The 21,378-nt window shown below is 73.4% G+C and carries 21 protein-coding genes; 10 read left to right on the top strand and 11 right to left on the bottom strand.

Annotation, left to right across the window (positions count from 1 at the left end; translation table 11 throughout):
* The first annotated feature begins 6 nt into the window (after positions 1 to 6).
* Entirely contained in the window at positions 7 to 510 is a 504-nt protein-coding gene (locus tag ABZU43_RS15865) for a hypothetical protein (RefSeq protein ID WP_355007238.1), read from the top strand.
* On the opposite strand, the gene ABZU43_RS15860 is transcribed toward ABZU43_RS15865, so the two are convergent.
* On the bottom strand, positions 500 to 2,089 hold the full coding sequence (locus ABZU43_RS15860) for an MFS transporter (RefSeq protein ID WP_355007237.1): 1,590 nt from the start codon (positions 2,087 to 2,089) through the stop codon (positions 500 to 502). The genes ABZU43_RS15865 and ABZU43_RS15860 overlap by 11 nt on opposite strands.
* Positions 2,090 to 2,171: 82 nt before the next feature.
* Here ABZU43_RS15860 and ABZU43_RS15855 point away from each other — a divergent pair, with 82 nt between their 5' ends.
* Positions 2,172 to 2,933 (top strand): TetR/AcrR family transcriptional regulator, encoded by a 762-nt coding sequence (locus ABZU43_RS15855; RefSeq protein ID WP_355007236.1) that lies wholly within the window; start codon positions 2,172 to 2,174, stop codon positions 2,931 to 2,933.
* 9 nt (positions 2,934 to 2,942) lie between these two features.
* Positions 2,943 to 3,977 (top strand): helix-turn-helix domain-containing protein, encoded by a 1,035-nt coding sequence (locus tag ABZU43_RS15850; RefSeq protein WP_355007235.1) that lies wholly within the window; start codon positions 2,943 to 2,945, stop codon positions 3,975 to 3,977.
* A 155-nt stretch (positions 3,978 to 4,132) separates the two neighbouring features.
* Here ABZU43_RS15850 and ABZU43_RS15845 read toward each other — a convergent pair whose 3' ends face one another.
* From ABZU43_RS15845 to ABZU43_RS15810, 8 genes are read right to left on the bottom strand one after another with little or no spacing between them, the layout of a single operon-like run.
* Positions 4,133 to 5,116, bottom strand: coding sequence for a DNA topoisomerase IB (locus tag ABZU43_RS15845; protein ID WP_355007234.1), 984 nt, complete (start codon positions 5,114 to 5,116; stop codon positions 4,133 to 4,135).
* Entirely contained in the window at positions 5,100 to 6,053 is a 954-nt protein-coding gene (locus tag ABZU43_RS15840) for a glycosyltransferase family 9 protein (RefSeq protein WP_355007233.1), read from the bottom strand. Before ABZU43_RS15840 ends, ABZU43_RS15845 begins: the two co-directional genes overlap by 17 nt.
* A complete protein-coding gene (locus tag ABZU43_RS15835; RefSeq protein ID WP_355007232.1) occupies positions 6,050 to 6,751 on the bottom strand; it encodes an SDR family oxidoreductase in 702 nt (233 codons plus the stop codon). Before ABZU43_RS15835 ends, ABZU43_RS15840 begins: the two co-directional genes overlap by 4 nt.
* Positions 6,748 to 8,208, bottom strand: coding sequence for a PfkB family carbohydrate kinase (locus ABZU43_RS15830; RefSeq protein WP_355007231.1), 1,461 nt, complete (start codon positions 8,206 to 8,208; stop codon positions 6,748 to 6,750). Before ABZU43_RS15830 ends, ABZU43_RS15835 begins: the two co-directional genes overlap by 4 nt.
* Before the next feature lie 40 nt (positions 8,209 to 8,248).
* Entirely contained in the window at positions 8,249 to 8,965 is a 717-nt protein-coding gene (locus ABZU43_RS15825; RefSeq protein ID WP_355007329.1) for an SIS domain-containing protein, read from the bottom strand.
* Complete coding sequence (locus ABZU43_RS15820; protein ID WP_355007230.1) at positions 8,962 to 10,179, bottom strand: glycosyltransferase; 1,218 nt, start codon at positions 10,177 to 10,179, stop codon at positions 8,962 to 8,964. The genes ABZU43_RS15825 and ABZU43_RS15820 overlap by 4 nt, the downstream gene beginning before the upstream one ends.
* Positions 10,164 to 11,138 (bottom strand): glycosyltransferase, encoded by a 975-nt coding sequence (locus ABZU43_RS15815; protein ID WP_355007229.1) that lies wholly within the window; start codon positions 11,136 to 11,138, stop codon positions 10,164 to 10,166. The genes ABZU43_RS15820 and ABZU43_RS15815 overlap by 16 nt, the downstream gene beginning before the upstream one ends.
* Complete coding sequence (locus ABZU43_RS15810; protein ID WP_355007228.1) at positions 11,135 to 12,811, bottom strand: HAD-IIIA family hydrolase; 1,677 nt, start codon at positions 12,809 to 12,811, stop codon at positions 11,135 to 11,137. Before ABZU43_RS15810 ends, ABZU43_RS15815 begins: the two co-directional genes overlap by 4 nt.
* Positions 12,812 to 12,966: 155 nt before the next feature.
* Between ABZU43_RS15810 and ABZU43_RS15805 the strand changes: the two genes are divergently transcribed.
* The 3 genes from ABZU43_RS15805 to ABZU43_RS15795 all read left to right on the top strand — a co-directional run bounded on the left by ABZU43_RS15805 (position 12,967) and on the right by ABZU43_RS15795 (position 15,328).
* Complete coding sequence (locus tag ABZU43_RS15805) at positions 12,967 to 13,407, top strand: SRPBCC family protein (protein ID WP_355007227.1); 441 nt, start codon at positions 12,967 to 12,969, stop codon at positions 13,405 to 13,407.
* Positions 13,408 to 13,409: 2 nt separating this feature from the next.
* The gene (locus tag ABZU43_RS15800; RefSeq protein WP_355007226.1) at positions 13,410 to 14,411 is read left to right on the top strand and encodes an SDR family oxidoreductase; all 1,002 of its coding nucleotides are present in this window, start codon (positions 13,410 to 13,412) and stop codon (positions 14,409 to 14,411) included.
* Positions 14,412 to 14,560: 149 nt separating this feature from the next.
* Complete coding sequence (locus ABZU43_RS15795) at positions 14,561 to 15,328, top strand: polyprenol monophosphomannose synthase (RefSeq protein ID WP_355007225.1); 768 nt, start codon at positions 14,561 to 14,563, stop codon at positions 15,326 to 15,328.
* Positions 15,329 to 15,489: 161 nt separating this feature from the next.
* Here ABZU43_RS15795 and ABZU43_RS15790 read toward each other — a convergent pair whose 3' ends face one another.
* Positions 15,490 to 17,097 (bottom strand): NAD(P)/FAD-dependent oxidoreductase, encoded by a 1,608-nt coding sequence (locus ABZU43_RS15790; RefSeq protein ID WP_355007224.1) that lies wholly within the window; start codon positions 17,095 to 17,097, stop codon positions 15,490 to 15,492.
* A 72-nt stretch (positions 17,098 to 17,169) separates the two neighbouring features.
* On the opposite strand from ABZU43_RS15790, the gene ABZU43_RS15785 reads away from it, so the two are divergent.
* Positions 17,170 to 18,603 carry an aldehyde dehydrogenase family protein gene (locus tag ABZU43_RS15785; RefSeq protein WP_355007223.1) on the top strand — a complete coding sequence of 478 codons (1,434 nt, stop codon included), beginning with the start codon at positions 17,170 to 17,172 and terminating at the stop codon, positions 18,601 to 18,603.
* Positions 18,604 to 18,677: 74 nt separating this feature from the next.
* On the opposite strand, the gene ABZU43_RS15780 is transcribed toward ABZU43_RS15785, so the two are convergent.
* The gene (locus tag ABZU43_RS15780) at positions 18,678 to 19,079 is read right to left on the bottom strand and encodes a ChaB family protein (RefSeq protein ID WP_210785235.1); all 402 of its coding nucleotides are present in this window, start codon (positions 19,077 to 19,079) and stop codon (positions 18,678 to 18,680) included.
* A gap of 176 nt (positions 19,080 to 19,255) precedes the next feature.
* Between ABZU43_RS15780 and ABZU43_RS15775 the strand changes: the two genes are divergently transcribed.
* The 3 genes from ABZU43_RS15775 to ABZU43_RS15765 all read left to right on the top strand — a co-directional run bounded on the left by ABZU43_RS15775 (position 19,256) and on the right by ABZU43_RS15765 (position 21,272).
* Positions 19,256 to 20,242 (top strand): YihY/virulence factor BrkB family protein, encoded by a 987-nt coding sequence (locus ABZU43_RS15775; protein WP_355007222.1) that lies wholly within the window; start codon positions 19,256 to 19,258, stop codon positions 20,240 to 20,242.
* Positions 20,243 to 20,341: 99 nt separating this feature from the next.
* Positions 20,342 to 20,758, top strand: coding sequence for a DUF2795 domain-containing protein (locus tag ABZU43_RS15770; RefSeq protein WP_088947320.1), 417 nt, complete (start codon positions 20,342 to 20,344; stop codon positions 20,756 to 20,758).
* Between the two features lie 52 nt (positions 20,759 to 20,810).
* Positions 20,811 to 21,272 carry an SRPBCC family protein gene (locus tag ABZU43_RS15765; RefSeq protein WP_091401658.1) on the top strand — a complete coding sequence of 154 codons (462 nt, stop codon included), beginning with the start codon at positions 20,811 to 20,813 and terminating at the stop codon, positions 21,270 to 21,272.
* The last annotated feature ends 106 nt before the right edge of the window (positions 21,273 to 21,378 follow it).

Raw genomic sequence — 21,378 nt, 5'->3', positions numbered from 1 at the left:
GTTGTCGTGATCGAGCAGCCGGCGTACACCGGGTTCGGTTTCTCCGACGAGGAGTGGGGGCTGCTGGTCGGCCTGCCACAGTCGGTGTTGACCGCGGCGAGCGCCGCCGAGTCCGACGGCACCCGCCGGACCATGGCGGAGAACGCGGCCGGACTGGAGACCATCGCCGCCGGCCGGGAGTCCGCCAGCCCGCTGGTGGTCGCCGTGGCCGGCGAGATCGTCACCCGGGTCGGTGACCCGGAGGCCGGCGAGGAGCTGCCGGTCATCGCGCCCGCCGACCCGGGGGCGTACATCGACGACGTGCTGCTGCGGGCCGGCGAGGCCGGCACGTTGCTGGCCGCGCGGGTCGACGAGGGTGAGGCCGGCGCGTACAAGCACTGGCTCGTGAAGATCGCCGAGCAGGTGGTGGGCGCCGCTTCCAGCGGTGGGCTGCTGGGCATCGGCGGCGAGTCGGTCAGCGACTCCGAGCGGCGTTTCCGCGACCGGCTCGCGCACGTGCTCATCGACTGACCGACGACAACGACGTGTCGGCCGGACCGGTCGGCTCGGCGGCCAGCGCCGCAGGGTCGGCCGGCCGGACGCCACGCAGCGCGACGAGCGCGGTGAGCGCGCCCAGCAGCATCACCGCCATGGCGGCGTACGCGGCCAGGTGCAGCCCGTCGGTGAACGCCACACCGGCGGCGTGCCGCACCGCGTCGGCCAGCTCCGCCGGCAACCCCTGGGCGACCGCGAGCGCACCGCCCAGGGTCTCCTGGGCCGCCGCTCCGGCGTCGGCGGGCAGCCCGGCCGGAAGGCCGTCGACGATCTCGCGGCGGTAGACCGCCGCGCCCACGCTGCCCAGGATCGCCATCCCCAGCGCACCGCCCAGCTCGCTGCTGGACTCGGTCAGCGCCGAGGCGACACCTGCCTGCTCGGGCGGCGCCGCGCCGATGACCAGCTCGGTGACGAGAGACATCACCATCACCAGGCCGGCGGCGTAGACACTGGCGCCGGCGAGCAGCAGCCACAGCGGCGTCTCCGGGGTGACCCGGGTCAACACCACGAAACCGACCACGGCGATTCCGAACCCCGTACCGATCAGGTACGCCCGTTCGACGCGCTGGGCGAGGGCGGCGGCAGCCGGCGCGACTCCGCCCACGGCGAGGGACGGCACGAGGCTCCACAGTGCCGCCCGCAGCGGGCTCAGGCCGAGCACCAGCTGAAGGTGCTGGGTGGTGAAGATGGCGAAGCCGACGATGGCGAACATCGCCAGCAGGTTGACAGCGAGCGATCCGGCGAAGCCGCGGCGGCGGAACAGGGCGAGGTCGACCATCGGGTACGCCTGGGTCCGCTGCCGGTGCAGGAAGAGCGCCCCCACCAGCAGACCGCCGACGATGGCGAGGACGCGCGCCGGGCTGAGGCCGTCCCGGGCCATCTCCTTGATGCCGTAGATCACCGGCAGCAGCGCCCCGAGCGACAGTGCCGCGCTGACCAGGTCGAACCGCCCGGTCGCCGGGTTGCGAGACTCGGGCACCAGGAGCGGCACGAGCAGTAGCAACATCAGCATCGCCGGGATGTTGATCAAAAAGATCGAGCCCCACCAGAAGTGCTCCAGCAGGATGCCGCTGAGCACCGGCCCGATCGCGATGCCGCCGGTGAGAGTGGCGGTCCAGACGGCGATGGCGGTGCCGCGCTGCTTGGCGTCGTGGAACATGTTGCGCACCAGCGCGAGCGTCGAGGGCATCAGGGTGGCCCCACCGACGCCGAGCACGGCACGCGCGGCGATGAGCGTCGCGGTGCTGTCGGCGTACGCGGCCAGCAGCGACGCCGCGCCGAACGCGGCCGCGCCGATCAACAGGAGCCGGCGTCGGCCGATCCGGTCCCCCAGAGCGCCCATGGTGATGAGCAGCCCGGCCAGCACGAAGCCGTAGATGTCGAAGATCCAGAGCTGCTCGGTGGCGGTGGGACGCAACTCCGCGCTGATGAACGGGACGGCGAAGTAGAGCACCGACACGTCCATCGAGACCAGGAGCAGCGGCAGCATCAGCACGGTGAGCCCGATCCACTCCCGTCGGCCCGCTCGCGGTGCCGGTGTGGTGGTGATCGCCATGATCAGTTCTCCTTCTGCGTATGACGTACGCTGTTATGCGTAGACCATACGCAGAACTAGGATGGCGGGGCAAGGAGGAAATGTGGCGGCGAAGACAGACGACGGCGGGCCTGTACTCCCGCCGGCCATCGAGAGCGCGTGGGGGCTACGGGAGCGGCCACCCAAGGGCCCCCGGCCGGGAATGAGCGTGCCCACCATCGTGGACGCCGCCGTACGCGTGGCCGACGCCGACGGCCTGGCGGCCGTCTCGATGAGCCGGGTGGCCAAGGAGTTGGGCGCCGCGACAATGGCCCTCTACCGGTACGTCGGCTCGAAGGACGAGCTGCTCATGCTCATGGTGGACACCGGGTACGGCCCGTCGCCCGGCCCACCCGCACCGGAAGACGACTGGCGCGCCGGCCTCACCCGGTGGGCCTGGGCCGAGCACGAGGTGCTGCGGCAACGGTCCTGGCTGCTGCACGTGCCGATCAGTGGCCCACCCATCACCCCCCAGCAGCTCGGCTGGCTGGAGGACGGGCTGCGCTGCCTCGACGGCACCACGCTCGGCGAGGCCGAGAAGATGTCGGTGCTCCTGCTGATCACCGGGTACGTCCGCAACGAGGCCACCCTCGCCTCGCAGATCGCCGAGGGCAGCCGGGCGGCAGGCGTCGAGCCCAGCGAGATGATGCCGGCGTACGGTCGGCTGGTGGCCCGACTCATCGACCCGGCCCGTTTCCCCGCGCTGCACCGGGTGCTCAGCGCCGGTGTGCTCAACCAGGACGACGACCCCGACGACGAGTTCGTCTTCGGCCTGGACCGGATCCTCGACGGCGTCGAGGCCCTGATCCAGCGCCGAGCGGGCTGAGGGAGCCCCATGCTGCCGAGAAACACCATCGACACCACGGTCCTGCCGCCGGGCGAACGGTTCGGCATGTGGCTGGACCTGGTGGCGCGCACCTCGGCGCCGCTGCGCATCCGGTCCGCGCACAGCGACGACTTCGCCGCCCGCGCCGACTTCGTCGAGCTCGGCCCGATCCAGCTGGTGCAGTACGCATACCCGTCCCTGGACGCCACCCGGAGCCGGAAACTGGTCCGTCAGTCCGACCCGGAGCTCTACATCCTCGCCCTCACCACCGGCGGCGTCGGCACGTCCAGCCAGGACGGTCGCCGCAGCGAGATCCTGGCCGGCGAGTTCACCTTCTACGACGGGTCCCGGCCACACGACGTCTGCCATCACGCCATCGAGCCCGAACGGGACCAGGCCACCTCGATCATCACGCTGATCCCGCACGCCGCGCTGCCCCTGCCGCCGCAGCGGATGGCGGCGCTCTACGGCGGCCGGATGTCCGGCAGCGAGGGGATCGGGGCGTTGCTCGCGCAGTTCCTGATCCAGGTGACCGGCCACCCCGAGCAGTACCATGCCGCCGACGCCAGCCGGCTCGGCGCGGTGGGGCTCGACCTGGCCACCACCATGCTCGGCCGGCACCTCGTCGCCGAGGACGCCGTGCCGACCGAGGTCCGCCGCCGGGCGCTGCTCACCCAGGTGCAGTCGTACATCCACCGCCACCTCGGCGACGCGACCCTCGGCCCGCAGGTGGTCGCCGACGCCCACCACATCTCGGTGCGGTCCCTGCACCGGTTGTTCGAGGCCGAGGACACCACAGTGGCGTCGTACATCCGGGAACTGCGGCTGGCCCGGTGCCGGCGCGACCTGGCCGACCCGGCGCTGCGCAACCAGCCGGTGCAGACCGTCGCGGCCCGGTGGGGCTTTTCCGACAAGGCCCACTTCAGCCGGGCCTTCCGCGCCGCGTACGGCACCACCCCGCAGGAACACCGCGACAGCGGCTCGGATCTGGCGCGGATCGTCAACCGTCGGGCGTCCACGGTCAACTCGCTGCCGGCAGACTGACACCAACGCGGCCGGCCATCACCTGGTGGGCCGCCAACGGGGGCCGTGGCGAGGCGCCCGCCGCGCGAGCGGCGGGCGGCCGCCCGGTGGCACCCCGCTGAGGCCCGAGGCTCCGGCTCCGTCGCGCTTCCCCCCAGAATCGCCGACGGGGCCGGTCAGGCCTCGTCCAGCAGCTTCAGGACCACCTGCTCAGCCTCTTCGCGAGGCGCCTGCGGATCCACCGACGCCACCACTCCGTCGTGGTAGAGGTCGACCACCCGGGGATCCACGTAGGACGCACGAGCCACCGTCGGCGTGTTGCCCAGCAGCTCCGCCACCGCACGCATCACAGCGACCACCGCCTTGCGCCGGGCGGTCACCGAGCGGGCCGGACCGGCGGTGGCCAACTCGGTGGCCGCGAGCACAGTGGCGTGCCAGGTGCGGAAGTCCTTCGCGGTCATCTCCCCACCGCTGGCGTCGCGCAGGTAGCCGTTGACCTCGTCGCTGCGCACGTCGCGCCACTCCCTGCCGTCCCAGTAGCCGAACAGCCGCTCCGCCCGTCGTCGACGACGGCGCAGATTGGACAGCACCTGGCACAGCTCCGGGTCCTCGATCCGGCGTACCTGCTCGATGCCCCCCTTCGCGGGAAACACGAGCACCACGCAGCCGCCTCGGGACCGGGCATGCTCGGGACGCAGGGTGGCGACCCCGTAGGTCGGGTCGTCGCCAGCGGCGTACTGGTCGCTGCCGACCCGGAACATCCCCATGTCCAACAGTCGGGCCACGGTGGCCAGCACCCGGTCCCGGCCCAGTCCGGGCCCGTCCAGGTCGCGCCCCACCCGCTCACGCAGCGCCGGCAGCCGCCGGGCCACCTCCAGCACGCGGTCGAACTTCGCCTCGTCCTGCTTCTCCCGCCACCGCGGGTGGTAGATGTACTGCTTGCGTCCGGCTGCGTCGATCCCGATCGCCTGGATGTGCCCGTTCGGGTGCGGCGCGATCCACACGTCCTGCCAGGCCGGCGGGATGACCAACTCCCGCAGCCGGGCCAGGACGTCCGGATCCCGCACCGGCGCACCGGACGGGTCGACGAAGAGCCAGCCCCGACCGCGCCGACGCCGTCCGTACCCCGGTCGACCCGGGTCGCTACGCCGCAACCGCACCGGAGACCCGCACCACCCTCTCCACCTCGGCCACGGCGGCCAGCACCTCGTCGAGGCGCAGAGCCGCCATCGTCGGGTGGCTTCCTACCCCATCCCACCTGGGCCAGTCTCCTTCGCCGGCCCAGAGCACCCGGTGCCGTGGCCGGTCCGGTGGAGGCCCCCAGTGCGCCGGTGGCACCGGCCCGAAGAGGACGACCGACGGGGTGCCGTACCCGGTGGCCAGGTGAGCGACGCCGGTGTCCCCGCTGACGACCAGCCGGGCGTCGGCGACCAGCGCGGCGAGCACGCCGAGGTCGGTCCGGCCGGCCAGCACGGCGTCCGAGCTCAGGCCCGCCGCCTCGGCCACCCGGGCCGCCAGCGCCCGTTCGTCGGCCGAGCCGGTGAGCAGCACCCGGTGCCCCTGGTCGGTCAGTGCCCGGGCCAGACCGGCGAACCGCTCGGCGGGCCACCGCTTGGCCGGGATCTTGCTGCCCGGATGCAGCACCGTGACACCGCTGGGCAGCCCCGCCGCAGCGGGCCGACGCAGGGTCAGGTCGGCGCGGTCGGCCGGGATGTCGTACCAGGAGAGCAGCCGGCACCACCGGTCCACCTCGTGCTCGTCGGCGGCCCAGCGCGGGCCGTCGGCGAAGCCGGCGTCCGGGCTGGCGTAGGCGAACATCCGACCAGGTCGGGTCGCCGCGAGCAGCCGGTGCGACTGCGGGCCGCGCCCGTGCAGATTGACAACGATCCACGGGGCCGACCCCGCCCGGAGAGGGCGATCCAGCCCCGCGGTGTCCACCAGCCGGTCGACGCCACCGACCAGGTCGACCAGCGGGGCAAGCCAGCCGGGCGCGGCGAGCGCCAGCTCCCGCGACGGGTACGCGGCCCGCAGCGCCCGCAGCGCGGGCACAGCGGTCACCAGGTCGCCGACGCCGAGGGCGCGCAGCACGAGGATCACGGGTACGACGTCTCCTGCTCGGCGCAGACCACCATCTCGCGCACCGCGCAACCGGGCGGCTGATTGAGCGCGAACATGATCGCGGCGGCGGTGTCGGCGGGCTCGTTGAGGTTCGCGTCCGGCCCCGGCTTGTACTGCGGGTCACGTTCGTCGAAGAACGCGGTGCGCATCCCACCCGGGATGAGCAGGGTGACGCCGACCTGACCGGCCAGCTCGGCGGCGAGGGCTCGGGTGAACCCCACCACGCCGAACTTCGCCGCGCAGTACGCGGTGGCGTCGCTGACCGCCTTGACGCCCAGGGTCGAGGCGACGGTGACGATGCGGCCCCGGGAGGTCAGCAGGAACGGCAGCGCGGCCCGGATCACCGCCGCGGTGGCCAGCAGGTCGACGGCGACGATCCGGTCCCAGGTCTCCCCCGGCAGGTCGGCGAGTCGGCCCGGCACGTCGGTGCCGGCGGCGGTCACCACGGCGTCCAGGCCACCGGCCTGCTCGGCGAGGTGCCGGGTGGCCACCTCGGCGGCTCGCGTGTCGGCCAGGTCGCACTCGGTCCAGGACACCCCGTCTGCCGGCGGCTGCCGGTCCAGCACGACCGGACGGCCACCGGAGGCGGCCACCGCGGCGACCACAGCGGCGCCGAGGCCGCTGGCGCCCCCGGTGACCAGGACGGTGGGCCCGGCACCGGGCCGCGTGGCGGTCATCGGGTCCGCTCCGCGAGCGTGCGGACGATCAGGTCGGTGGTGGAACGACCGTCCAGATAGGGCACCACCACTGTGTTCCCACCCCAGCGGCGCAGGACCTCCGCCTCCGGCAGTGCGGCGCTGGAGTCCCCACCGCCGGTGGCGTAGTCGCCGCCCTTGACCCAGACGTCGGGGCGTACCCAGGACAGCGCCGCCTGCGGGGTCGGCTCGTCGAAGACGAGGACCGCGTCGACGCAGCTCAACGCGGCCAGCAGTCGGCTGCGGTCGTCTTCGGACTGCACCGGCCGGTCCGGCCCCTTCAACCCGGCCACGCTGGCGTCGGAGTTCAGGCAGACGATCAGACAGTCGCCGAGCTGCCGGGCCGCCTCCAGGGTGGCCACGTGCCCGGCGTGCAGCAGGTCGAAGCAACCGCCGGTCGCCACCACAGTGCCACCCGCGGCGCGTACCTCACCCAGGAGCCTGGCGACAGCGGCCACTCCCACCCGGTCGGCCATCGCACCACCGCGTGGTCCCGGCTGGAAGGCGCGCGGCTCCGGCGCGCTCCGGCCCCGCACCGCGGGCGTCGACGGAGGCAGCGCCGTGGCCACTCCCCCACCGGCCACGTACGCGGACGCCTCGGCGACCGCCACCTGCACCGCCTCGGAGACCAGCGCGCCCTGGGCCAGTGCGACGCTGGCCGCCGCCGCGAACCGGTCGCCGGCACCGCAGGTGTCCCCCTCCGCGCTACCGGGCGTCGGCACCACCAGCGGCGTAGACCCGGCGTGGCAGAGCAGCGCGCCGTCGCCGCCCAGCGTCACCGCTACCGCGCCGGCCCGCCACCGCCGCCGTAGTCCCTGGGCACCCCGCGACGCGGTGGCCAGCCGGGACGCGCCGGGCAGCGCGGGGACCAGCTCACGCACCTCGGACTCGTTCGGCGTGGCCAGGTGTACGCCGGGCACGGCCGCCGGGCCGCGTGGATGCGGGTCCCACACCACCGGCGCGCGGGTGGCGGCCAACGCGGCACGCAGCGCGGGCTCCCGCGCCACCCCCCGGCCGTAGTCGCTGACCAGCACCGCAGACGCCTCGGCGATCACCCGGAGCACCTCGTCGGAGGGCTGACCCGGCTCCCCGGACACGCCGCCCCGGTCGTGGCGCAACAGCACCCGCCCCCGGGCCCGCAGCCGGATCTTCTCCGGCGTCGCGCCGGAAAGGGCCAGTGGGTACACCTGCACGCCGGCGGCGGCGAGCAGCGCGCTCAGTCGGGCCCCGCCGGCGTCGTCGGCGAGCGCCGTCACCAGCACCACCTCGGCGCCCTGCGCGGCGGCGAACACCGCCGCCAACCCGGCGCCCCCCGGTCGGTCGGTGGCCACCGTCTCGTCGAGCACCGGCACCGGGGAGTCCGGGCAGAGCCGGTTCACCACACCTTCCACGTCCCGGTCGAGCAGGGTGTCCCCGAGCACCACCACCGGTCCCCTCACGCTTGCCTCCTCATCCTCGCGCGTCGACCCGCTGTCCGGCTCACGCGTCGACCTGCCGTCCGGGCCCGCCGTCGAGCACCACCTCGACCCCGGTGCGTACCGGCGCGGCAGGCAGCCGACCGGCCGGTGCGGGCTCCCCGGGCACGGGGTGGACGAACGCCGGATCGGCGGCTGCCGCCAGCGCGGCGGGCAACTCCTGTTCGAGGTACTCGCAGAGCAGATGACTGGTCACCAGGTGCAGCTCCTGGACGACCTGGGTGTCCGGGGACGCGACGGCCAGCACGTCGTCGCAGGCCTCGGCGAGCGGATTGGGGGCGGCGCCGGTGAGCGCCCAGGTGGTCACCCCGACCTCGCGGGCCGCCCGCGCTGCGGCGACCAGGTTGGGGCTGGTCCCGCTGGTGCTCAGCAACAGCAGGATGTCCCCCGGGCGGCCGTGGGCGCGCACCTGGCGGGCGTACACCTCGGTGTAGCCGTAGTCGTTGGCGATGGCGGTGAGCGCGCTCGTCTCGGCGTGCAGCGCGATCGCGGACAGCGGCTGACGGTCGTCGTGCAGCTTGCCGACCAACTCGGCGGTGAGGTGCTGGGCTTCGGCGGCACTGCCGCCGTTGCCGGCCACCAGCAGACGACCCCCGGCGACCAGCCGGTGGGCCAGGTCCGCGCCCCAGCGCGCCAACTGTCGCTCACACCGTCGGTACGGCACCAGTGCCGCGGCGAGGTTCGTCAGATGCGTGTCGAGCAGGCTGCCCGTCGGCATCAGGCCACCACCCGGGTCGGCCGACGAACGGCGGCCACCTCGCTGTAGACCTCGACCAGCCGCTCGGCGGTGGCCGCCCACGAGTACCGTTCCCGGGCCCGCTCACGCGCCGCCGTCGCGTACGCGAAGCGCCTGATCCGGTCGTCGAGCAATCCCTGTATCGCGGCAGCCAGCGCGTGCGGGTCCCGGGCCGGCACGAGGTCACCCGTCGTCCCGTCGACAACGGTGTCCCGGATGCCGCCCACGGCCGTGCCGACGACCGGCACCCCACAGGCCATCGCCTCCAGCGGGGTCAACCCGAACGGCTCGTACCAGGGCGCAGCGACCAGCAGGTCCGCCGAGCGGTACCAGCGGCCCATCTCCTCGCGGGGCACCGCGCCGACCAGGTGCACCCGGTCGGCCACCCCGCACGACTCCGCGAGTGCCCGCAGCCGGCGGGCGTACGGGTCGGTCTCCAACAGCCCCTCGGGTGGGCCGCCGACGACCACGCACTCGGCGTCCGGCACCAGCTCCATCGCGCGGACCACGGTCTGGAAGCCCTTGCGCTCGACCAGCCGACCAACTGTGAGGATGCGGGCCCGTCCCGGTTCCCGGTCGGCGGCCGGCCCGAGTGGGGCGAAGGTGGCGAGGTTGACCCCGGAGGGCACCACCGTCATCCGGGACCGGGGCACACCCATCCGGACGAGCTCGCCCACCTCGTCACGGCACTGCGCGACGATCCGGTCCACCGAGCGGCCCAGCTCCCGCTCGTAGGAGATCCGGCGGGCCGGGCTGGTGTCCTGCACTCCCTGGTAGCGGCGCTTCACGGTGCCCAACGCGTGGTACGTCTGCACCACCGGCACCCCGGTCTGCCGGCCGGCGGTCAGCGCCGCCAGGCCACTCATCCAGAAGTGCGCGTGGATCACCTCGGGCACCCAGTCGCCGCCGCGCCACCGCTCGATCAGCCAGCGGCTGAACTCCCGCATGTGCGGCAGCAGCGCGTCCTTGGCCACCGGCTCGGCCGGGCCGGCCGGCACGTGCACCACGTCGTACCCGTCCGGGCTGCGGACGGTCACCGGCAGGTCGGGTGCGTCGCGGCGGGTGTAGACCCGCACCTCGTGCCCGGCGGCGGCGAGCGCGGCGGACAGCTCCGCGACGTGCGTGTTCTGGCCGCCGGCATCCTCCCCTCCGAGGACGGCGAGCGGGCTGGCGTGCTCCGAGATCATCGCGATCCGCATACTTCCTCCTCCAGCAGCCGGTCCCAGTCAGCGAGGAAACGGTCGAGGCCGTATCTGTCGCGCGCGGCGGTTCGCGCCGCCGCTCCGGCCTGCCGCGCGGTGTCCGGTTCGGCGATGAACCGGCGGGCGGCGTCGAGCAGGGCGTCGGTCCGGGTGGCGAGCGCCCCCGCCTCCGGGGGCACCGCCATCACCGCCTCGGTGGTGGCGAGCGCGACGACCGGCATGCCGATCGACATCGCCTCGATGAGGCTGAGCCCGAGGGAGGTCCACCGGCACAGGTGCAGGTACGCCCGCCGCCGGGCCAGTTCGGTGTGCATCCGCTCCTGGGGCACGTCGTCGTGGCTGGTCAGCCGGTCCGCGGGCAGCCCGAGGTGGTCGGCCAGGCCGGCGACGCCCATGCCGAACACGTCCAACGGCGCGATCTCGGCGAACTGGGGCAGCAGGTCGGTGCCGGTGACCCGACCTCGCCGCACCGGCTCGTTGATCACCACGGCGAGCCGGTCCAGCTCCCCGGTGTAGGACGCGGAGGGGGCGACGATGCCGTGGTCGACCACTGTGGTGCGGGTGGCGCCGGTGTCCCAGAAGATCTGGTTGAACCCGGTGACGTGGGCGATGAGCAGGTCGTCGCGGTCGGCCATCGGGTGACGGGTGTTCGGCACGTCGCCCTTGGGGGTGTTGTGCTCGACGTAGATCGCCGGAAGGTCGCGGCCGGGGCGGCGACGGAGCCACTGCTCGGCCCGGTCGATCTCCTCGGGGCGTTGCAGGATGACCAGGTCGACGTCAGCGCTCGGCAGCTCCTCCGGGCTGACCTCGACCGCGCTGTCCGGCCACGGGTAGGTGCGGGCCCGGCCGAGGCCGTACGGGCCGCGGTCGGGTGTGGTGGGAATCAGGTAGCGGTGGCTGCCGTGCACGAACGACGTGGTCCAGGAGCCGTGCACGTGCCAGAGCAGGATGTTCATCGGCCGCCACCACCGCTGGCGGTGAGGGTCCGGAGCGCGTCGACCACGTCGCCCGGGTCGACGCCGCTGAGGCAGGGGTGCCCGGGGACCGGGCAACTGGCCGCCCGGGTGTCCCGGCAGGGCGCGGCGGCGTCGCCGAGCCGGACGGTGGGCACCCGGTAGGGCCCCCACTGACCGAACGGGACGGTCGGCGCGAAGAGACTCACCACCGGCACACCGGCGGCCGCTGCCAGGTGCGCGGGCCCGGTGTTTCCGACCACGACCGCGCTGGCGTCCGCGACGATCGCTGCCAACCCGGCCAGGTCGGTGCGGCCGCCCAGGTCGGTCCCGCCGGCCGCGGCGACCTGGGCGGTGACCGCCCGCTCGTCCGGGCCGCCGGTGACCAGCACCCGGTGCCCGGCGTCGACCAGCGCCCCGGCGATCCTGGTGGCCACGTCGGGCGGGCAGGCCCGGCTCGACGCGGCCGATCCAGGGTGCAGCACCACGTACCCCGGATCGCCCAGGTCGGCCGGGCGTGGTGGAACGGCGTCCCGGCGCAGCCGCAGGACCGGTTCGTCGCCGTCAGGCAGCCGATGGCCGGCGGCGGCCGCCAGGGAAAGGGCACGTTCGGGTTCGGGGACGCCCACCGGCACCCGGTGCCGGATGTCCAGCAGCGAGCCCGGATAGTCGTCGCTGATCGCCGCGATCCGGTTGATCCCCGCCATCCGCAACAGCAGCGCCAGCGGCAGGGCGGACTGGTGGAACGAGGTGAACACCACCGCCTGGTCCGCGCCGACCGCGCCCAACCGCGCGGTCAGGCTCCGCATGGCCTCCGGGTCGACATGCCCCGGCGTGGGGTCGATCCACGGCAGCGGATGTTCGATGATCTCGTCGACGCCGGGCAGAAGGTTGGCGGCGGCCCGACCGCGCGGACCGCACAGCAGGACCACCCGCTGCGCTCCGGCCGCGACGGCGCGGATCGCCGGGCCGGTGACCAGCACGTCACCAGCCGAGTCCGAGCGGACCACCAGCGCCGTCCGTACCGGTTCGGTGGGCGGAGTCGCGGGCTGCACGGCCTGTTGGCGGCGCAGGATCTCCGCCACCGCAGCAGGCAGGTCGTTGGCCACCCACCCGGCGGCGGCGACCTCCTCCGGCCGGGTCACCGGGGTCGGCACCAGCACCCCAGCCGCCCCGGCGGCCATGGCGGCGCCGACGTCCCGGCCGATGTCGCCCACGAGTACGCAGCGGGACGGCGTCGTGCCCAGCTCGCGGGCGGCGGCGTACACCAGGCCCGGCGCCGGCTTGCGGCAGTCACAGCCGTCGGCGTCGTCGTGTGGGCAGACCAACCACGCGTCGAACCGGCCCAGCAGCTCCTCGACGCGGGCGTGCACCGCCCGCATCTGCTCGGCGGTGAAGTAGCCCCGGGCCAGGCCCGACTGGTTGGTGACGACCGCCAGCCGCAGCCCGGACGCGCGCAGCCGGTCCAGCGCCGCCCGCGCGCCCGGCACCGGCCGTACCTTCTCCGGGTCGCCGTTGTACGGCACGTCCTCGATCAGGGTGCCGTCGCGGTCCAGCAGCACCGCGTCGTAGAGCACCGCTCGGGGGCTTGCGACAGATCCGGAACCGGCGCGGTCAGCGGCGGGATACACCTGTGCTGACCTGCGCTGATACGGATCCCCCTGGTCCTGTCGCACAGCCGGCGGGTTCCCTGCGCCCCGAGGAGTAAACGTCGCCGTCGAGGGGGTGGGCCAGCGCCGCCGGCGATGCCCCGGGAAGGCCTTACCCGCCGCCCCCGAGAAGCTAACCCCGCCGGTCGTTAGCCAGCACGTGGCGTGGGTATGAAAGCCCAGTGGCGATTGTGGAGAAAGTGATCGACGCTCCCCCGCAGCAGGTGTTCGACGTGCTCGCCGACGGGTGGACGTACAGCGACTGGGTGGTGGGCACCGCACACATGCGGGACGTGGACGACGCCTGGCCTCGGGTGGGCAGCCAACTGCATCACCGGGCCGGACCATGGCCGGTCTCGTTGCAGGACGCGTCGACGGTGCTGGTCTGCGAACCGCCGCACCGGCTCGTGCTCAAGGCCGGTCTCTGGCCGGCGGGCGAGGCGATCGTGGCCTTCACCCTGGAACCGGTCGGCGACGGCGCCACCCGGGTGCGTCTCGGCGAGGATTTCGCGGCCGGACCGCTCCGCTGGGTCCACAACAAGATCAACGATCTCGTCCTGCACCGGCGTAACCGGGAGACCCTGGCCCGACTCTCCGACATCGCCACCCGACAGAAGGGGTGACAGTGACACGGACCGTGGTGGTGACCGGCGCGAGCGCCGGCGTTGGCCGGGCCGTGGCCCACGCGTACGCGGCACGCGGCGCCCGGCTGGCGCTGCTGGCTCGGGGCGAGGCGGGTCTGGTCGCCGCCGAGCGGGAGTGCCGACTGCGCGGCGCGACAGACGTGCGCGTGTACCGGGTCGACGTGGCCGACGCGGGCGCGGTGCAGCAGGCCGCCGACGACGTGGTGCACCACTGGGGCGGAATCGACGTGTGGATCAACAACGCGATGGCGTCGGTGTTCGCGCCGGCCTGGGAGATTCCGGCGCGCGAGTTCCGTCGGGTCACCGAGGTCACCTACCTGGGCACCGTGCACGGCACCCTCGCCGCGCTGCGGCACATGCGGGCGCACGGGCGGGGCACCATCGTCCAGGTGGGATCGGCGTTGGCCTACCGGGGGATCCCGCTGCAGTCGGCGTACTGCGCCAGCAAGCACGCCGTCCAGGGGTTCAACGACTCGCTGCGCGCCGAGCTGCTGCACGACTGCCCGGGGGTGAAGTTGTCGATGGTGCAGCTGCCCGCTGTCAACACCCCGCAGTTCTCCTGGGTCCGCACCCGGCTGCCCCGCCATCCGCAGCCGGTGCCGCCGATCTTCACTCCGGAGCTGGCCGCCCGGGCCATCGTCTGGGCCGCCGACCGCGGCACCAGGGAGCTGAACGTGGGTGGCCCGACCTGGCAGGCGCGGGTGGCCGACGCACTGTTCCCCGGCCTGCTGGACCGGAAGCTGGCCCGCGACGGCTACGACAGCCAGCAGACCGGTGAGAAGGTCGATCCGACGACCTGGCGGGACAATCTGGATTACCCGGGCGATGCGGACACGGACCGGGGCACGGCGGGCGTTTTCCGCGAACAGGCGCGAGACCGCTCCGCGGCGCTCTGGGTCGGCACGCACAAACCGGCGCTCTCCGGTGTGGCGCTCGCCGTCGCGGCGCTCACACTCAGCGCTGTCGCTCGCCGTCGGCGCTGACCACCACAAGCCTCTGACCAGGGGTTAGACGCCCACGCAGAGTGGGTGGCGAGGGCCCGCAACACCCGGAAGGGGTGCCTCCCTCCGACCGAATGCGGGAACTAGATACCCTTTCCATGACCCTTGTCCGCAAACCGAGGATGACCGACATGATCAAGCCGGTGCAGTTGCCGTCGCCGTGGCGGGACGCACGCCTGACCGTCGTCGTGCCCACCTACAACGAGGCGGGCAACCTTCCGACGCTGGTCGAGCGACTGCTCGCGCTGCCGCTGCCAGGGCTGCGCATCCTCGTCGCCGACGACAACTCCCCCGACGGCACCGGGGAGGTGGCCGACAAGTTGGCCATCGAGAACCCCGACCGGATCGAGGTCGTGCACCGCGCCGGCAAGGAGGGCCTCGGCCGGGCGTACGTGGACGGGATGACCCGCGCGATCGAGGGCGGCGCCGAGTACGTGGCGCAGATGGACGCCGACCTCTCGCACCCGCCCGAGGCGCTGCCGGGGATGCTCGGCGCGCTGCTCTCCACCCAGGCCAGCGTGGTGATCGGTTCCCGCTACGTGCCCGGCGGCGAGCTGGACGAGAACTGGCCGCTCTACCGCAGGGCGCTCAGCGGCTGGGCCAACCTCTACGTGCACACCCTGCTGCGGGTACGCATCCGGGACCTCACGGCCGGGTTCAAGATCTGGCGGGCCGAAGCCCTGCGCGACATCGACCTGGAGCGGGTGCAGTCCAACGGCTACAGCTTCCAGGTGGAGATGCACTACCTCGCCACCAAGCTGGGGCACACCATCCTGGAGGTGCCGATCCGCTTCGAGGAGCGGCGCGACGGCGTCTCCAAGATGACCACCGCGACCAAGGTGGAGAGCGCCCTGATGCCCTTCCGCCTCCGCAGCAAACACCGCAACATAACCCGCTAAAAGCCCGCCCCCGCCCCAGCCCCAGCCCCGGCCCCGGCCCCGGCCCCGGTCGATCATGGAGTTGTGGTGCCCGTTTAGAACCCGGGCAGGTGCTTTGTCACCCACCACAACTCCATGATCGACGGCGGCGGGCGGTTCCGGGGGTTCCGGGTGGCGGTGGTTTAGGTGGGGTAGATGGCGCGGTGGGCGGTGGTGATGGCTGCGGCGTACGCGCGGCCGGTGAGCGCTCGGTCGCGGGCCAGGGCCGCCCGGGCGGCGTTCGCGCCGGGCGCGCCGTGCACACCGCCGCCGGGGTGCGCCGACGCGCTGGCCAGGAAGAGCCGGTCCACCGGGGTGTCCGCCCGGCCCAGGCCAGGGATCGGGCGCAGGAAGAGCTGCTGGTACGCGGCGGCGGTCCCGCCGCCGAGCGTGCCACCGACCAGGCTCGGGTTGCCCTTCTCCAGATCGGCCGGCCCGGCCACGTGTCGGCCCACGATCAGGCTGCGGAAACCCGGGGCCGCCGCCTCCAGCACGTCCTCCATCCGCTGCACGTGCCCGGCGACCTCCTCGGCCCGCCAGTTCCGCCGGAACGGCAGGTGGGTGTACGACCACAGCGACTCGGTGCCCGGCGGGGAGTGGCTCGGGTCCGCCACCGACATCTGCCCGACCAGCAGGAACGGGTCGCGGGGCAGCTCGCCACGGGCCAACTCGCTGGCGTAGTGGGTGAGCCCGTTCAGGTCCGCGCCGAGGTGAACGGTGCCGGCGCCGGCCACCTGCTGGTTCGTCCAGGGCACCGGCGCGGAGAGCGCCCAGTCCACCTTCAGCGTGGAGCCGTCCCACCGGAAGTGCGCCAGGTCCTCCACCAGCCGGGACGGCAGTGCCGCGGCGCCGACCAGGTCGAGGTAGAGCGCCGGCGCCGGCACGTCGGCGAGCACGGCCCGCCGGGCCCGCCACAGCGCGCCGCCGACGGTGCGGACCCCCATCGCCCGGCCTCGGGCGGTGAGCACCCGGTCGACCGGAGCGCCGTAGAGGATCGTCCCGCCGCGCGCCTGTAGCCGATCCACCAGTGCGTTGGTGATCTGCTGCGCGCCGCCGTCGGGCACCGGCCAGCCAATCTGCTGGCCGAGCATGGCCAGCAGCCAGCCGTACACCCCGGAGCCGGCCTCCTCCGGGGACAGGTCGGTGTGCAGGGCACAGCCGGCCAGCAGGGCCGGCCCGCCGGGACCGTCGAAGAGTTCGTCGCCAAGTTTGCGGACCGGTACGACGAGCCGGCGCGCGAGTCGCAGCGCGCCGGCGACGCGCAGCCGACGCAGGAGGCCCAGCCCGCCGCGTACCGGCGGGAACGGCGAGGTGATCGCCTCCAGCATCGGCTCGGCCACGTCGAGCCAGTCGGTGTACGCGTTGAGCCAGCGCTTACCGTCCCCGGGGGCGAACTGCTCCAGCGACGCGGCGGTGACGTCCGGATCCCGATTGATCACCGCGGCTCGACCGTCGGGCAGCAGGTGCGCCAGCACGTCCGGCGAATGCCGCCAGGACAGCCCGTGTCTACCCAGGTCCAGGCCACCCAGCACCGGCGAGGCGTACCCGAGGGGGTAGAACGAGCTGTAGAGGTCGCTCAGGTAGCCGGGCGCGGTGACCTCGGCGGAGCGGACCGCGCCGCCGGGCACCGCGGTCGCCTCCAGCACCACCACGTCCCAGCCGGCGTCGGCCAGCAGGTTGGCCGCCACCAGGCCGTTGTGCCCGGCCCCGACGATGACGGCGTCCGCGCTCGGCGCGGTGGTGGTTGTCATCGGATCCGCCTACCCGGCGCGCAACCGGGCGAAACGCGTTTGCCTCGTCGAGGCCGGGGCATCCAGCGCCGCATGTACACGGTTGCGCAGCTGGTGGGCGGGGTGTGGGGTGCGGGCGGCGACGGCGGCGAACTGGTGGTGCGTGATCCGGCGGACGACACGCCGGTGAGCACGGTGCCGGTGGCCACCTCCGACGAGGTGGGCAAGGCGACCCAGGCGGCCCGCAACGCGGCGACCCAGTGGGCGGCGACCGCCCCGGCGGAACGGGCGGCGGCGCTGCACCGGGCCGCGGACGCGGTGGAGGCGGTCATCGATGAGTTGGCGGCGGCGGTCACCGCGGAGATGGGCAAGCCGTTGGCGGACGCCCGCGGAGGCGTCGAGGCGGGGATCGGCACCCTGCGACAGTATGCGGAACTGGCGCCGCTGCGCGGCGGGCGCACGCTGAACGGCGAGACGGCCGCGCTGGACTTCCTGACCCCGCAGCCACGCGGGGTGGTCGCGGCGATCACCCCCTGGAACGACCCGGTGGCGGTCTCCTGTGGACTGCTCGGAGCGGCCCTGGTGACCGGGAACGTGGTGCTCTACAAGCCGAGCGAGCGCACACCGGCGACGGGTTGGCTGCTGGCCCGAGCACTGGACGAGGCACTGCCGGCCGGGGTGTTGTCGCTGCTCACCGGCGGCCCGGAGGTGGGTGCGGCGCTGGCGGCGCAGGACGTCGACGTGGTCGCCCACGTGGGTTCCACAGCGACCGGGCGGGCGATCGCCGCCGCGGCGGCCCGTACCGGGGCGAAGGTGCTCCTGGAGAACGGCGGCAGTGACCCGCTGATCGTGGACGCGGGCGTCGACCCCGAGTGGGCGGCGGAGCAGGCCGCGCTCGGCGCGTTCGCCAACGCCGGGCAGATCTGCGTGGCGGTGGAGCGGCTCTACGTGCACCGGGAGGTGGCCGACGATTTCGTGGCCGCGCTGGTCCGACTCGCCGCAGCGCTGCGGGCCGGGCCGGGCCGGGACCCGGGCACCGAGCTGGGGCCGCTGGTCGACCGACGGCACCGGGACCACGTGCACGGCCAGGTGGCTGCCGCGCTGGCGGACGGCGCACGCGTGCGGGTGGGCGGCGAGGTGCCGGACGGACCGGGGGCGTTCTACCCGGCCACCGTCGTCACCGACTGTCGCCACGACATGCCGCTGGTCCGGGAGGAGACCTTCGGGCCGGTCGCACCGGTGGTGGTGGTCGACTCGTTCGACGAGGCGCTGCGCTGCGCCGCGGACTCCCCGTACGGGCTGGCCGCCACTGTGTTGACCCCGTCGATGAGTCACGCGCAGCGGGCGTGGCGGGAGCTGCCGGTGGGCACGGTCAAGGTCAACGCGGTGTTCGGGGGTGCGCCGGGGGGTGCCGCGCATCCGCGCCGCGCCAGCGGGCAGGGCTTCGGGTACGGCCCGGAACTGCTGGACGAGTTCACCGCGACGAAGGCGGTGCACATCGAGGCGCCGGGGGGCGGGCACTGGTGAGAACAGCACGGGCGGACGCAGGGGTGGAGCGTCCGCCCGTACCGCGTCGGTTGTGTGCTCGGGTGCGGCGGCGATCAGTCGCCGCGGGCCTTGCGGGTGGCGCGGTCGTTGGCCTTCTCGATGGCCGTGACCAGCTCCGGTTTGGTCATGCTGGACCGCCCGGGCACGTCGAGTTTGCGGGCCACCGACATCAGGTGGTCCTTGGTGGCGTTGGCGTCGACGCCACCAGCGGTGGGGGCCCGTCGTTCCGGCCCGCCACCGGCGGCCTGCTGGTCGCTGGGGCCCTTGCGGCCCTTCGGCTCCCAGTGGTCGCCCACCTTCTCGAACTGATGCTTCACCGCGGCGAAGGCGGTGCGGTGCGACCGCTCCCCCTCGCCGTAGGTCTCCACCGCCGAGTCGTGCGTCTTCTCCCAGGTGCGCTGCGCCTTCTCCGGGGAGCGTCGCAGCGTGCTGGGCAGGTCTTCGCGCCCGGGCATCTCGTCCTCCTCCGTGTCGACAGGGTCACTGTGACCGTTCCCCGGTGACCGGGCGGCAAACCATAGCGGCGGCGGTCGGGCACCGGGCGGGTTTGTCGATTTCACCAACCGGGTACCGGCGGGCCAGGCCAGACCGGACGACCGGTCATCCGGCGGCCGGGGCGCAGGGAGCGGGCATGACGACCACGGAGCCGGGTACGACGCTCGACGGCACACAGCACACCCGGGTGCCCCGACGGATGCGGCAGCTGAGCTGGCGTACCTGGCGCGGAGTGCTGGTCCGCAGCGTGCAGAACTTCGTCAACGACAACTGCTCCGACTGGGCCGCCGCGCTGACCTACTACGGCGTCCTGGCGCTCTTCCCGTCCGCCATCGTGGTGGTGGCGCTGGTCGGCCTGGTCTCCGACGGCGAGCGGACCCTGGACACCGTGGTCGACCTGGCCAACCAGGTCGGTGCCGGGGCGGTGCTCAGCGACGACGAGGGCGGCGTGCTGAAGGTGATCCGTTCCGTGGTGCTGGAGCAGAGCAACCCGAAGCTTCTGCTCAGCTTCGGTCTGCTCGGCGCGCTGTGGTCCGCGTCGGGCTTCATCGGCGCGTTCACCCGCGCCTCCAATGCCGTCTACGGGGTGACCGAGGGCCGCCCGGTCTGGAAGCTCCGGCCGCTGCAGATCGGCCTGGCGGCGATCACGTTGGTGCTGCTCGCTGTGGTCGCCCTCGCCCTGATCGTCAGTGGGCCGGTCACCGATGCGGTCGGCGACCTGGTCAACGCCGGCGGCCTGGCCCGCACGACGTGGAGCGTGGCGAAGTGGCCGGTCCTCGCCATGATCATGATGGCGCTGCTGTCCCTGCTGTTCTGGATCGCGCCGAACGTGCGCCAGCCCCGGTTCCGCTGGCTCACCCCGGGCGGCGCCGTGGCCCTGATCTCCTGGGCGGCGGCCTCCTTCGGCTTCGGCCTCTACGTGGCCAACTTCGGCTCGTACAACACCACCTACGGCAGCCTCGGGGCGGCCATCGCGTTCCTGGTCTGGCTCTACCTGTCCAACTCGGCACTGATGCTGGGCGTGCAGATCAACTCCGAGGTGCAGCGCGGGCGGCAGTTGCAGGCCGGCGACCCGAACCCGGACGAGCCGGTGCTGCCGCCCCGCAAACCCGCCGACGAGTGAGCCCCCGTCCGGCCCGGTGTCCGTTTCGCCGTCGGGCCGAGGGCCGGTTCGTGGCCCGGTGCCGGTTTATCGGGTGGGGTGCCGGGTAGCGCAGAAGGCATGGAGCGTGGCAACAGCAAGCACGGACCGAGGATCGACGAACAGATGAGTCAGGAGGTCAGCGGCCTCGTACAGGGGCCGGGGACCGGTGGCTCTCGAGTCGACGAGTCGCGGGTGCCGGAACCGGCTGGCGAGGACCAGCCGGAGACGACCACCGCCCCGGCCGGCGACCTGCGCACCGGCACCCCGCAGGGCATGAGCTCTACGGACGTCGAGCAGCGCAGCCGGCTCGGCCGGTTCATCTCGATGAGCGCGCTGCCGGGCGACCGTCTGGTGCTCATTGCCAGCGCCCGTGAGAACGAGGCGCCGGACGACATCGTGGCGGCCCTGGAACGGCTGCCCGAGGGCACCGTCTACCAGACGGTCTCCGAGGTGTGGGCGGCGCTGGGCAACAAGAACGAGACAACTCGCTGGTGACCAGGATCGCCCCCGATCCGGCAATCCACCGGCGACTGAAGGAGGTTCCCCGATGAGTGGCGTTACCGAACACGTGGACGTGTCCGTACCCGTACGCACCGCGTACGACCAGTGGACGCAGTTCGAGGAGTTCCCCCAGTTCATGGAGGGTGTGCAGGAGGTCCGGCAGCTCTCCGACACGATGACCCACTGGACCGTGGACATCGCCGGGGTGAAGCGCGAGTTCGACGCGGAGATCACCGAACAGCTCCCCGACGAGCGGGTCGCCTGGCGCTCGACCGACGGCACGCAGCAGGCCGGCGTGGTGACCTTCCACCGACTGGACCAGGACAAGACCAGGGTCACCCTGCAGCTCGAGTTCGAGCCGCACGGCGTGGTCGAGCAGGCCGGCGACAAGCTCGGCATCGTCGACCGACGGGCCAAGGGCGACCTGGAGCGGTTCAAGACCTACATCGAGCGGCGTGGTCAGGAGACCGGCGCGTGGCGCGGGCAGGTGGACCGTCCGCAGCCGTGACCCCGGGCAGCAGTGACCTGAGGTGGCCGCCGGTATCCCGGCGGCCATCGCCGTGTCCGAGCCTGCTCGGCGGGCACCGTTTGCGATCATCGTGCCCGGGTACGGC

The organism is Micromonospora sp. NPDC005205 (assembly GCF_040608275.1).
Classification (GTDB): domain Bacteria; phylum Actinomycetota; class Actinomycetes; order Mycobacteriales; family Micromonosporaceae; genus Micromonospora.
This window is presented reverse-complemented; position numbering and strand designations above follow the sequence as displayed.